This window comes from Hallella sp. (assembly GCF_037460745.1).
GTDB classification, from domain to species: domain Bacteria; phylum Bacteroidota; class Bacteroidia; order Bacteroidales; family Bacteroidaceae; genus Prevotella; species Prevotella faecis.
The window spans coordinates 1-12,725 of the sequence record NZ_JAXVAE010000051.1 but is presented as its reverse complement, the minus strand read 5'-3'; the positions used below and the strand labels follow the sequence as shown (position 1 = coordinate 12,725).

At 54.4% G+C, this 12,725-nt stretch carries 9 protein-coding genes; 7 read left to right on the top strand and 2 right to left on the bottom strand.

The genetic code is table 11. The annotated features are described in order from the left end of the window. Positions 1 to 1,013: 1,013 nt before the first annotated feature. The 7 genes from WKK33_RS01435 (at position 1,014) to WKK33_RS01405 (ending at position 10,696) form a co-directional block, all read left to right on the top strand. Positions 1,014 to 1,502 (top strand): TlpA disulfide reductase family protein, encoded by a 489-nt coding sequence (locus WKK33_RS01435; RefSeq protein ID WP_215759532.1) that lies wholly within the window; start codon positions 1,014 to 1,016, stop codon positions 1,500 to 1,502. 77 nt (positions 1,503 to 1,579) lie between these two features. Further along, positions 1,580 to 3,253 (top strand): DUF6029 family protein, encoded by a 1,674-nt coding sequence (locus WKK33_RS01430; protein WP_337932152.1) that lies wholly within the window; start codon positions 1,580 to 1,582, stop codon positions 3,251 to 3,253. Between the two features lie 8 nt (positions 3,254 to 3,261). Next, positions 3,262 to 4,071, top strand: a complete 810-nt coding sequence (locus WKK33_RS01425) for an Omp28 family outer membrane lipoprotein (RefSeq protein WP_337932151.1) — start codon at positions 3,262 to 3,264, stop codon at positions 4,069 to 4,071. A 100-nt stretch (positions 4,072 to 4,171) separates the two neighbouring features. Beyond that, entirely contained in the window at positions 4,172 to 4,840 is a 669-nt protein-coding gene (locus tag WKK33_RS01420; protein WP_337569241.1) for a hypothetical protein, read from the top strand. Positions 4,841 to 4,851: 11 nt separating this feature from the next. Then, a complete protein-coding gene (locus tag WKK33_RS01415) occupies positions 4,852 to 6,765 on the top strand; it encodes an Omp28-related outer membrane protein (RefSeq protein ID WP_337932149.1) in 1,914 nt (637 codons plus the stop codon). Between the two features lie 157 nt (positions 6,766 to 6,922). After that, entirely contained in the window at positions 6,923 to 7,813 is an 891-nt protein-coding gene (locus tag WKK33_RS01410) for a hypothetical protein (protein WP_337932147.1), read from the top strand. 300 nt (positions 7,814 to 8,113) lie between these two features. Further along, positions 8,114 to 10,696 carry a Smr/MutS family protein gene (locus WKK33_RS01405; RefSeq protein ID WP_337932145.1) on the top strand — a complete coding sequence of 861 codons (2,583 nt, stop codon included), beginning with the start codon at positions 8,114 to 8,116 and terminating at the stop codon, positions 10,694 to 10,696. 84 nt (positions 10,697 to 10,780) lie between these two features. Here WKK33_RS01405 and WKK33_RS01400 read toward each other — a convergent pair whose 3' ends face one another. Together WKK33_RS01400 and WKK33_RS01395 are read right to left on the bottom strand one after the other, a co-directional pair. Beyond that, a complete protein-coding gene (locus WKK33_RS01400; protein WP_215759497.1) occupies positions 10,781 to 11,500 on the bottom strand; it encodes a phosphocholine cytidylyltransferase family protein in 720 nt (239 codons plus the stop codon). After that, positions 11,493 to 12,626, bottom strand: a complete 1,134-nt coding sequence (locus WKK33_RS01395; protein ID WP_337569252.1) for a 2-aminoethylphosphonate aminotransferase — start codon at positions 12,624 to 12,626, stop codon at positions 11,493 to 11,495. The genes WKK33_RS01400 and WKK33_RS01395 overlap by 8 nt, the downstream gene beginning before the upstream one ends. Between the last annotated feature and the right edge of the window lie 99 nt (positions 12,627 to 12,725).

The window sequence follows — 12,725 nt, the reverse complement described above, 5'->3', positions numbered from 1 at the left end:
CGTAACAACGAATTTCCCTAATTTTCGAATTTTTCCAAATTGGGTTAGCTAAATTCGTTAAAATTGGTAATCGTAAAACGTTTAAACTAATTATCCCCCCCCCCCCCCCCCGGGTCGGAGGGGCTTCGCCGGGTCTCGTTAATTCGGTAAATAACCCTGAATTATGCCGACAATCTATATTGAAATCTACATGGTTTTTCTCCACGACCGAAGCGTTGGGCGGAAATACGCCATTCTCAGCACTATAACGCAACCTGTTGGCGCACAGAGAGTTAGCGCAAGAAGAAAGATTTTTGGCGGCCGAACCATCCAAACCGCGTTGCGAAACATGCCTAACCGAGCTACGATACATGGTCTTTCGAGCCTCGTGACGTGGCCTTTCGACGTGCGGATGGATAGGTATCGCAACGCGAAAGATGCCTAACGGGGAACGCCCAACGCAGATTTCTGTCGGCGAGCACGAGGAAACGGCCATTCCGTTGTCTCTTTCAACGAAAAACGCCGCACAACTTTTGCACCAAAATATCATACAGAACGTGTTGCGCTCCCCATGCCACATGACAAAACGCATTCCACAATATAAAATCCATTCCACTCTTCCACGCTGCCCATTCCACATCCTCAAACCCGCATTGCAGGGATCGTCGAAGATGCCCGAAACGGGTTGGGGACGTTACTTTTAGCACCTCCCCGTGCCGCTTTTGCTTACGTTCGTCAAGTGTGGGGCGCCTTTAGATGACCGAAAGACATAATATAATAAGGTAAGACCGAAAGGACGAGGGTGGCGCATTGTAAGGTTACGGAAAGAGGAATTGGAGCGTGTTTGTATAACAAAACGTTGTTATTACACTCGTTTTAGCGGTAAACTCTCATAAAATTGCACGAAAACAGAATAAATCTTCATATTTGTTTGCTCAAAACCGTTTATTCGATTATCTTTGCATCATATTTAAGATTATTCATAATCATTTGAGAAATTTATGAAAACACTAAAGTTACTCTTTCAGGGTAAGATGAGCAAGGCCTTGTTCATCATGATGATGCTTTTTGCAACCGCGCAGACCATCAGCGCCCAGTTGCCTTCGTTCAAGCTTAAGACCATTGACGGAAAGACCGTGTCGACCGACACGTTGCGCAACGACGGCAAGCCCTTCATCATTAGTTTCTTCGCCACCTGGTGCAAGCCCTGCAACCGTGAGCTCAGCGCCATCGCCGAGGTGTACGACGAGTGGCAGAAGGAGACCGGCGTGAAGCTCTACGCCGTGTCGATCGACAAGGCCCAGAACGCCAACAAGGTGAAGCCTCTGGTGAACCAGAACGGATGGCCCTACGAGGTGATGCTCGACCCCAACTCTGAGTTCCGCAAGTCGTTTGGCGGAGAGATGATACCGTTTGTCATCATCTGCGACGGCAACGGAAAGATCATCGAAAAGCACAACGGCTACACTGAAGGGTCGGAAGAAGAGATCATCGAGAAAGTGAGGGAGCTGACCAGCAAGTGAGCCCCGCACGGTAGCATACCGTCTCCACCAACACACGAACGGTCCCATGCCCTTGGCGTGGGCAACAAACGCAAGACATGAAACGAAAACTCATACTCACCCTTGCCGCCACGCTCGCCACAACGGCCCTGATGGCACAAGAGAACAACAACAACGACGACAAGATCACCCTGAGCGGAAGCATCCAGAGCGATGTCATCATACCCCAGGAGGATAAGAAGATCGGCACAGAGAAATATAGCGAGTGGGCGCTCACCAACACCTACGCCGACATTGCGGCGCGCAGCCGCCATATCGACGCCGGCCTGCGCTTCGAGTTTACCAAGCACCCATTGCCGGGCTATGCCGCCGCACCCGAGGAGCGCTTCAAGGGCTATGGCGTGCCCAACTTCTACCTGAAGACACATTTCGACAACTGGGACCTGACGCTCGGAACCTTTTACGAGCAGTTTGGCTCGGGATTCATCCTCCGCACCTACGAGGAGCGGAGCCTCGGCATCGACAACTCGTTGCTTGGCGGACGCCTCGTGGTCCGTCCCGTGACGGGCGTGCAGGTGAAGGCCCTCGCCGGTAAGCAGCGCCACTATTGGAAGTGGAACGACGCATGGATCAGCGGCGGCGACCTCGAGCTCAGCGTCGACCAGTGGTTCCGCAGGATGCAGGAGGCCAACACCTACCTCACCCTCGGAGCGTCGTGGGTCAACAAGTATGAGTCGCCCAACGAAGACATCATGGTGGATCCCACCCACAAGCTCCGCCTGCCGGGCAACGTCAACGCCTTCGACCTACGCACCAACCTCCAAGCCGGCAACTTCAATGTGCTGGCCGAGTATGCCTGGAAGACCGACGACCCCTCCTACGACAGGCTCTATCCCTACATCTATCGCAACGGAACGGTGGCCATGCTCTCCACCTCTTATTCGAAGAGGGGCCTGAGCGTGCTGCTCCAAGCCAAGCGAAGCGACAACATGACGTTCCGAAGCGACCGCAATGTGTATGGATTGTCGTCGAACATCAACAACCTGCCCGCCTTCACCACCGAGCAGACCTACGCCCTCGCCGCACTCTACCCCTACGCCACACAGCCCAATGGCGAGTGGGCCTACCAAGCCGAGTTGGGCTATACCTTCAAGCGCAACACCCTGTTGGGCGGCAAGTATGGCACCAACCTCAAGGTCAACTTCTCGCATATCCACTCCATCAACCGCAACGACCATAGCGTAGACGGAAACCCACGGGGCACCAGCGGCTACGGGTCGGCCTTCTGGAAATGGGGCGACCAGACCTACTACCAGGACCTCAACATCCATCTCGACAAGAAGTTCTCGCGCGCGTTCTCGCTCAACCTCATGTATATGAACCAGTTCTACAACAAGAGCGTTGTGGAGGGAGAGGGCGGCATGGTCCACTCCGACATCATGGTGGCCGACGCCAAGTATCGCATCAACCGAAAGATGACGCTGCGCGGCGAGGCCCAATACCTGGCCACCGACGAGGATGAGGGCGACTGGATGTTTGGCCTGCTCGAGCTATCGATCCTCCCCAACTGGATGATCACCGTGTCGGACATGTATAACAACGGCGAGAGCAAGCTCCATTACTACCAGGGCCTCGTTACCTTCAACGCCGGAGCCCACCGCCTGCAGCTCGGGTATGGTCGCACGCGCGCTGGCTACAACTGCTCGGGTGGCGTGTGCCGATATGTTCCCGCAAGCAAGGGATTCACCATTTCTTACAACTATAATTTCTAAAAAGGAAGATGAACATATTTAAGTCGTTTAGCTTAGCCGCCATCCTGATGGCGCTCACCCTCACGTCGTGCTCAGAGATCGACGAGAACGAGCGCATCATCTATGTGAAGCCGGCTGAGGTGAAGAAGCATGTGCTCATAGAGGACTTCACCGGACAGCGCTGCGTGAACTGCCCCAACGCCGCCACCATGATCGAAAAACTGCAAGAGCAGTATGGTGAGGACAACATCATAGCCGTGGGTATCTACGGAGGCGACTTCGGTTACACCACCGTAGCCCAGGGCCATCAGCCGCTGTCGCTCACCACCGAGACGGGCAATTCCTATTACGCCACATGGGGTGTCAGGGCACAACCCAGCGGCATGGTCGACCGCTTTGGAGGCGTGCTCACCAACCTCGTCTATTGGGCTGCCTACGTAAATGGCATGATCAATAGGGAACCCACAGTGATGATCACACCCTCCACTACCTACGACGAGGCTTCGCGCAACCTGAAGGTCAACGTCAATGTGGCCGGATTGAAAACGCTTAGCGGTGCCAAGTTGCAGGTGTGGCTCGTGGAGGACAACATCAAGGACATGCAGCTCATGCCCAATGGAAGCGTCAACAACGATTATATTCACAAGCATGTGTTCCGTGCGTCGGTCAACGACAAGGACGGAGAACCCATCAACGTGGTCAACGAGAAGTCGGTGAGCAAGACCTACAACATCAGCCTCGACAACAGTTGGAAGCCTGAGAACATGTCGGTCGTCGCCTTCGTGTTTACCGACGAGGGTGTGCAACAAACCGAGAAGACACCCGTCGTTAGCCAATAAAAGCCCATGGGGCTGGCGGTTCGCTTGCCTATGGCAAACCAGCCGCCCCTTGGGAACATCAAAACAAACAGTAGTAATCATTAAAATATAGAAATAGAATATGAAAAGAGCATTTGTCTTCGCCTTCGCTGCTTTGCTCAGCATCGGAGCCTTCGCACAGGAAGAACTGCCTACATTCCAGTTGTTCGACAAGAACGACAATCCTGTCGCCGATGGTGCCACCTTGGTGCTCACGGAGGGAGAGAAATTGGGTGAATTTCAAATTCCCAGTGGCCTTTACCTGAAAAACAATTCCGACGACACGCAAGGTGTGGGCATCGACGTCAAGCTGGTAAGCATCGACAACGGTACATTCTCTTGCTGCTTCCCCATGAATTGCAGGACCATCTCAAGTCCAGGGGTATATGAGGATTACAACTCTCCCGCTACCATTAATCCTGGTGAGGATGTGAATCTGCAAACCGAGTGGATACCCAGCAACTACGGCTCATGTACGGCCGAGCTTCAATTCAAGGTCTTCAATGTAGAGAAGCAGGATATATTCGGTACTACGGTCTATTCGCCTTCCGATTTCAAGGAGTATGGTCCCAAGGTTACGCTTCATTTTGTTTACGCCGACCCCACAAGCGTCGACGGTATTAAGGATAACACAAACACTACGGTCCTCGCCCGTTACAATGCCAATGGCATGAGCGTCAAGTCGGAAGTGAAGGGCTTGAACATCATTCGTCTCTCTAATGGCAAGACCATCAAACAAATCAAAAAATAATTAGTTTCTTTATGAGGAAAACTTTACTCTCTTTATTTGCACTCGTGCTGACATTAGGCGCGAGTGCACAGAAAGCCACACCCTTTAGTGGCCATCTCGACAGGAGCTTGGAGGCCGCTCAGCAGCGCGTCGTTACGTTGGCTCCGAAGAAAGTCGACTTGCAGGATAACCAGCGCCTCGTGGGATATTACACCACCGACGAGCTGGCGCAGTATGGATCGGGATTGGCAAGCTTTGGCGCCAACGACAATTGTAAGGCCGCCATCGACCTGACGCCCGATATGTTGGAGCCCTACGATGGCATGAAGGTGGTGGCCATCCGCTTCGGCCTTTGTTACAAACTGGATAAGTCGAGGGTGTTTATCACGCCTACCACCAACCAAGGCCTTGGCCTTGATGTGGTGTCGGAGAATGTGCCCTCCACGGTGAAAGGATGGAATACCGTAACGCTCAGCAAGCCTTACGTCATTTCCAAGAATCAGGAGTTCTTCGTGGGCTTCGACTTCGCGCAGAAAGCCATCAAGAAAGGACAGTATTACACGGAAGAATGTTATCCGCTCTCCATCGTGGAAAGTGGTCGCACCGACATGCCGCTCCTGATGTTTACCAACATCTCCGAAGCCAATGGTGGCCAAGGCGAAGGTTGGTACAACTTTGGCACGGGTCAGGGAAACCTCAGCATCCAACTGGTGGTGGAAGGCAATTTCCCCGACTACAATGTCATTCCCAGCAACTTCAATCTGGTGTCGGCGCTTGTCGACACCGACGTGGAACTGTCGGTCGATTTCTTCAACAATAGTAAGGAGGCCGTGAGCCAACTCGACTATGTGGTGTCGGTCGATGGTGTGGCCACCGATGAGCAGCACGCCAACCTGGAGAAGGCTGTGGCAACAGGCGCCAACGGATCGTTCAGCGCCATCGTGCCGGGCATCGCAAAGGTGGGCCAGCACAACGTTACGGTTGAGGTGACCAAGGTGAATGGGCACGACAACTTGGCTACCAACAAGGTGGCTAAGGGCGTAGTGGCCGTGGCCAAGACCACCTATCCCAGCAATGTGCTCATCGAGGAGTTTACCTGTGAGGGTTGCGGCAACTGCCCGCGTGTGGCTGGATACCTTCACACGGCACTCTCTATGGCCGACCAAGGCCGTGTGTACGCCGCTTGTCACCATTCGGGTTATCAAACCGATTGGCTCACGGCCAAATGGGATAACCTCACGGGGGTTGCGTTTGGCAACAGTGGGGGCACGTTCAACCCGGCCATGATGTTCAATCGCAATGAGGTGTGGGTTAAGGGCAATGCCAACAAGGCAGGTCTTGTGGGCATCCCGGCAAACGCTGCCGTCATCACCGCCACAACGCGTGCCGCCATGGCGCAGCCTGCCAACGCGCAACTCGCTATTCAGGTGGTGCCCAACGCCGATGGCTCCAAGGCCACGGTTACCGTGAGCGGCGTGTGCAACGAGGCCTTCGACACCGACAACTCGCTCCTTACATTCTATCTCACCGAGGATAGCGTCAAGCCTCATAGACAGTCGGGAGCCAAGAGCTCTTTCCGCCACATGCACGTCATCCGCGCCAACAACAGCACTTGGGGCGAGCAGGTGCAATGGGAGGATAACACCTTCACCACCACATTCGATGTTAACATCAAGGCTGCGTGGAAGAAGAAGGACCTGAAGTTCATCGCCTTCCTCAACAAGCATAACGAGTCGAAGTACACCGACAACAAGATCGAGAACGTCATCGGCGTTACCTACAACGATGCTGTGACGGGCATTCATGGCGTTTACAACGATGCCGAGAACGCCACGGTCGTGGGGTATTACACCATCGACGGCATAAGGCTCAACGCTCCGCAGAAGGGCCTGAACATCGTGAAGATGTCTAACGGCACCTCACGCAAGGTGATGATGAGAAAGTGATATCGGCCTTGGCCTCTTACGGCCGGGGATCATGAAAATGGGGCGAGAGGCCACGGAGGGCTTGGTTGCCAAGAAGATGTGACCTCTCGCTTTTCCACAAACACAACAGCAACGCCATTGGGCGCTCAGGATACACATTTATTCTAAAGTTATTATTATGAAGAAATTTTTACTCCCACTCATGTCGCTTGTGTTCTTTGCGACAAGCACAAACGCTCAAAACCTAAATCGTAACGCCGTGAAGGCTGAGGTGCCTGCACAGATGAGCCTGGCACTTGCCCAGCCCGCCCAGAAGGGTGGTGTCAAGAAGTTGGCCGACAACCAGGGCCTCTTGGGTTTCACAGGGTCTGATGGCGCCAACGGTTTTGGTTGGGGCGGATTCCCCACATGGTCGAGCGCCAGCATGGTTATCTCCGACTTGGACATCAGCGAGGTAGCGAGCGAGCTCAAGGGTTGCAAGGTGGTTGGCTTTCGCTTCGCTGTGACGGGTTCGTTGGGCGATGGTGCCAGTGCCTTGGCGCTTATCTTTAAGGGCAAGAATGATCAGAACGGCACAGAGTTGGGCGCTGACCTTACCGACTACGACGTGTCGGTGGTTTCCGACGACCAGCAGTCAGTCGATGTGGCATGGAACGAGGTGAGCTTCGACCAGCCTTACGAGGTCACGGGCGAAGAGACCGAGGTGATGTATGGCTATGCCTATACGCAGGTGAAATCGCAAACCGACAAGAATGCCGCTCCTGTGCTCTTTGGGGTGAACAAGGATTCGAAGGATTACGATGATATGTTCCTCGTGTATGGCAAGCCCAGCGCAAGAAATAACGAGGGCCTTTATTACGTCTCTAGTGAGAAGCAGCCCTATGTGCCCTGCTTCCAACTCATCGTTGAGAAGCCCGGTGGCTCAACGTCGGTGATTGGTATCAAGGGCTCTGAGAAGGCTGTCGCCTCAAAGTATTACACCATCGGTGGCGCTCAGCTCAACGCTCCGCAGAAGGGCCTGAACATTGTGAAGATGTCTGATGGCCGAACTGTCAAGGTGATGAAGTAATCGGGGCTTCTACATTCCCCCAAACCCATACGTCCCCATGAACCCAAAGCTAATGACCGATTTCGGGTGGCGGGACCTCTTAACGCTGCGTCGCTCCGCAAGGTTTTCCTTGCTGGGCGACGCAGTTGTCGTTGGGGCGCATCCTGCATCACCCCAAAGCCCGATGCTTCTTGTTTGCGCCTTGTGCCTGCCCCAAGCCGACGGCCATCGGTGGCTTCGCTGGTATGATTTGTGTAGTTCATTCAACAAAGACTCGGTGTTTTGCACACTAAAAAGAATATTATTCAGTAACTTTGCAGCATGATTTATCCCAGCAATTTCGAAAACAAGATACAGTTTGGCGAGATACGGTCGCTGCTGAAGGAGCGTTGCCTGAGCCAATTGGGCAAGGACAAGGTGGAAAAGATGGCGTTCAACGATGATGTGGAGCGCATCAACACGTTGCTCAGGCAAACGCATGAGTTCCGTCGCTTGCAGGAGGAGGCCGACGAGTTCCCCCTGCAATATTTCTACGACATGCGCGCTTCCATCAAGCGCGTGCGACTGGAGGGCACCCATCTCGAAGAGAATGAGCTCTTCGACCTCCGGCGCTCGTTGGAGACCATAGGCGGCATCGTGAGGTTCCTGAGCCAGGGAAGCGACGAAGGGGTTTACGATTTCCCCACATTGCACGACCTCACCGAGGGTGTGCTCACCTTCCCCGACCTGTTGCGCCGCATCGATCAGATCCTCGACAAGTATGGTAAGATCAAGGACACGGCCTCGCCCTTGCTGGCCGAAACCCGCGCACAGTTGCGGAAGGCGGAGGGTAGCGTGTCGCGAACGCTCAACAGCATCCTGCGAGCCGCCCAGAGCGAGGGATTGGTGGATAAGGACGCTACACCCACGCTTCGCGACGGACGTCTCGTGGTGCCCATCGCACCGGGCTTGAAGCGTAAGATAAAAGGTATCGTTCACGATGAGTCGTCTACAGGAAAGACGGTGTTTGTGGAGCCCGCCGAGGTGGTGGAGGCCAACAACCGCATACGCGAACTGGAGGCTGAGGAGCGCCGGGAGGTGGTGCGCATCCTTGTGGAGTTCTCCAAACTTGTCAGGCCCCATGTCAACGAACTGATGTATTCTTACCAACTGCTGGCCGAGGTCGATTTCATTCGCGCCCGCGCCGAGTTGGCAACGCTCATGGGAGCCATGGAGCCGCGGGTCGAAGCCGCACCTGTCATGGATTGGGTTTCGGCACGTCATCCGTTGCTTTGGCTCGCATTGAAGAAGCAAGACAAGACGGTGGTGCCTCTCGACATCACCCTGAAACCCCAACAGCACATACTGATCATATCGGGTCCTAACGCCGGTGGTAAGTCGGTTTGCCTCAAAACCGTGGGATTGTTGCAGTATATGTTGCAATGTGGACTGTCGGTTCCCATGAGCGAACGGTCCAAGGTGGGCATCTTCCAAAACCTGATGATTGACATCGGCGACGAGCAAAGCATCGAGAACGACCTCTCGACCTACTCGTCTCACTTGCTCAACATGAAGATCATGATGCGGCAGTCGAACGCTCGCACGTTGTTGCTCATCGACGAGTTTGGTACGGGCACCGAGCCGCAAATAGGTGGAGCTATGGCCGAGGCCGTGCTCAATCAGTTTGTGAAGAAGCAGGCGTGGGGTGTCATCACCACCCACTACCAGAACCTCAAGCACTATGCCGACTCGCACGAGGGCATTGCCAACGGTGCCATGCTCTACGACCGCCATGAGATGCGACCTCTTTTCCAGCTCGCCATAGGCCAACCCGGTAGCTCGTTCGCCATCGAGATCGCCCGCAAGACGGGCATTCCTGAGGAGGTGATACGTGAGGCTTCGGAGATTGTGGGGTCCGATTATATCCAGAGCGACAAGTATTTGCAGGACATTGTGCGCGACAAGCGCTATTGGGAGCAGAAACGACAGACCATCCATCAGCAGGAGAAGCGCTTGCAGGAGCGCATCGACCATTACGAGCAAGACATCAACGCCGTGGAGCGCGACCGGCGCGACATCCTGACGAAGGCCAAGCAGGAGGCTGAGGAACTCCTTCGCGAGAGCAACCGAAAGATCGAGAACACTATTCGTGAGATTCGTGAGCAGCAAGCCGAACGTGAGTCGACACGTCGCATCCGACAGGAGCTTGAGGGCTTTAAGCAGGATGTGGAGGCTTTCGACACCAAGGCCGAGGACGATAAGATTGCCCGTAAGATCGAGCAAATCAAGGCTCGCAAGGAACGGCGCGAGGAACGAAAGAAGAAAAAGAAGGATGATGAGCAGAAGGCTGCCGAAGCCTTGCGATCTGCGGCTTTGCGTGACCAGAAGGTGCGCGACAACGTCATTGCCGTAGGCGATAGCGTCCGCATTCGTGGGGCGAAGTCGGAAGGCAAGGTGGAGAGCTTGAGCGGAAAGATGGCTACCGTCATCTTCGGCGATATGCGCACTAAGCTGCCAGTGTCGCGCCTGCAACTATTGGCAGCGCCATCGGAACCCTTAGAGGGTGACGCAAAGGCCGAAACGTCATCACAACCCACCAAGATGGATGTGTTGCGCGAAGGACTCCAAAGCTACAAGATGTCGCACATGACGCAAGACACCATCGACGACCACCGCAAAAACTTCAAGCAAGACCTTGATGTTCGGGGCATGCGAGGCGATGAGGCGTTGCAAGCCGTGCAATATTTCATCGACGACGCCATCCTTGTGGGTATGCCGCGCGTTCGCATTCTCCATGGTAAGGGCAACGGCATCCTGCGACAACTCATTCGCCAATACCTGTCGGCGGAGCCCAATGTCACCCATGTGCGCGACGAACACGTGCAGTTTGGTGGCGCCGGAATCACCGTCGTGGATTTGGGATAAATCTAAGGAACTATTGGGTTTGCGCAATTATATGCATTTCCTTGCCATGCAAACAAACGGCATGGCAAGGAAATGAAAGGTTTTCTATAGTTTTCCGACGACGTGCTCCTCGGCGTATTGCAGGTCGCGCTCGTCGTCGATTTCGTACCAATGCACATCTTTCGCATTGAGAACAAACACCCGGCTTATTGCCTGCGACATGTGGAGCAACTCGTATTCGTAGCCCAACTTAGGCTTCTCGTCGACGATTTGCGCATAGTCGGCGCACATTTTCTGGTAGAACGAGGCCGAGAGCTTGTGGATTCCCACCAGTTCGCCCTTGGCGTCGATGGCGTCGCGGTCGGTGGAGCATCGGGTGAGCGTTCCGTTGGCGTCATATTCCACGTAGTATTGGTCTTGGAATTTGGTGACCGGCGTGATGAGCATGATGTCGGGATGGGCATCGTCGATGAGCTCCGTCAGTGCGTTGCGGCTGAAGATGATGTCCGACTCGAGCAAAAGGAAGTCGTCGTTGCCAATGGCCTCACGGCAGTTCCATAATGTGAACATGCTGTTCGTCTCGGCATAACGGGGTGAGAACACACATTCGATCTGCGGAAAGCTACTTGCCAATTGCTCGTAAGCCTCTTTCTTATAGCCCGTTCCGATAATGATGCGCTCAATGCCACAAGCAATCAGCGCCTCGATGGAGCGCACCACCATCGCCTTTCCGCCACACTCGATGAAGCCCTTGGGCATGGTCTCGGTCATGTGGCCGAAGCGACTGCCTAAGCCGGCAGCCATGATGACAGCAGTCTTAATCATTGTAATGGGCGGGAATTTGAATGTTGTTCTTCACCAAAGCCTCCTTGAGAACCACAAAGAAGTCCTCGATATCCTTCACGTCGATGGTGCCGAGCGAGCAGAGACGGAAGGTGTTGGTGGTTGAAATCTTACCCGGATAGATGGTGAATCCGTGCTCGTAGCAGTAGTCGTGCACGTGGCCGAAGTCCCAGTTGGGATCGTCGGGATACTTCACCGACACCACCAGACCCGACTGGATGTCGCGTCGGATGACATCGCGCAGCCCCAACTCCTCCAGTCCACGATGGATGGCCTCGAAGGTGCGGTGGTGGCGTGCGAACTTAGCCTCCTCGCCCTCGGCCCAATACTCCTTGAAGGCTTGGATGGCGGCATACACCGTTTGCACTGGCGGGGTGAAGTGCATCTCGCCACTCTTCTCGAAGAAATCATACTGCAAGAAGAGGTTGCAGTAGTAAGAGCGCTTGGGATAGTCCTTTGATCGCTCAATGATCTCGCGGCTTCCAACGATAAAGCTCAGTCCCGACATGGCCATCAATCCTTTTTGTGCCGATGCCATGCAGAAGTCCACATTGTCCTGGTGCAGGTCGAAGGGCACCATGCCGAGGCTCGATGTGGTGTCGACCACAAAGATGGCGCCATGGGCGTGGGCCATTGCGCCAATCTCGCGTATGGGGTTGAGGATGCCCGTTCCCGTCTCGTGATGGGTGGTGTACACCAAGGCGATGTCGGGGTTGGCGTCGAGCGTGCGCTCCACCTCGTTGAGCGAGGGCTGCTCAAACACCGATGAGCGCAGGTCGATGTGGGGCAATCCGTAGTACTGACACACCTCAACGGCGCGCGATGAGTAGGCGCCGTTGTTCACGATGAGCGCTTTCTTTCCTTCTGGCAGGAGCGAGTTGAGGCAGATGTCGATGTTGATGGTTCCCGATCCACAGAAGAGCACAGCCGTGTCTTTTTGCAAATCGCCATGCGCCATGCGCACGCAGTTCTCGCGCAGACCTTTCATCAGTCCGGCGAAGTCGTGCTCGCGCGGGCAGATGTCGGGCACCACCTGAGCCATTTTCACGGTGTCGGTGGTGGTGGCTGGGCCCGGATTGAGCAATATGTTACGTTTGATGTTCATCATTTTTCCGATGGTTTATAGAATTGGTTGTTATCGTTCGTGTTATCGCTTTAGTACTGATGCGATAAAATCGCATAGTTATTAAAATTCATCAAATAAAGT

Excerpts from the sequence above, each read along its gene's own strand:
- WKK33_RS01435 (WP_215759532.1), top strand. The coding sequence starts at position 1,014 with ATGAGCAAGGCCTTGTTCATCATGATGATGCTTTTTGCAACCGCGCAG.
- WKK33_RS01430 (WP_337932152.1), top strand. The coding sequence starts at position 1,580 with ATGAAACGAAAACTCATACTCACCCTTGCCGCCACGCTCGCCACAACG.
- WKK33_RS01425 (WP_337932151.1), top strand. The coding sequence starts at position 3,262 with ATGAACATATTTAAGTCGTTTAGCTTAGCCGCCATCCTGATGGCGCTC.
- WKK33_RS01420 (WP_337569241.1), top strand. The coding sequence starts at position 4,172 with ATGAAAAGAGCATTTGTCTTCGCCTTCGCTGCTTTGCTCAGCATCGGA.
- WKK33_RS01415 (WP_337932149.1), top strand. The coding sequence starts at position 4,852 with ATGAGGAAAACTTTACTCTCTTTATTTGCACTCGTGCTGACATTAGGC.
- WKK33_RS01410 (WP_337932147.1), top strand. The coding sequence starts at position 6,923 with ATGAAGAAATTTTTACTCCCACTCATGTCGCTTGTGTTCTTTGCGACA.
- WKK33_RS01405 (WP_337932145.1), top strand. The coding sequence starts at position 8,114 with ATGATTTATCCCAGCAATTTCGAAAACAAGATACAGTTTGGCGAGATA.
- WKK33_RS01400 (WP_215759497.1), bottom strand. The coding sequence starts at position 11,500 with ATGATTAAGACTGCTGTCATCATGGCTGCCGGCTTAGGCAGTCGCTTC.
- WKK33_RS01395 (WP_337569252.1), bottom strand. The coding sequence starts at position 12,626 with ATGATGAACATCAAACGTAACATATTGCTCAATCCGGGCCCAGCCACC.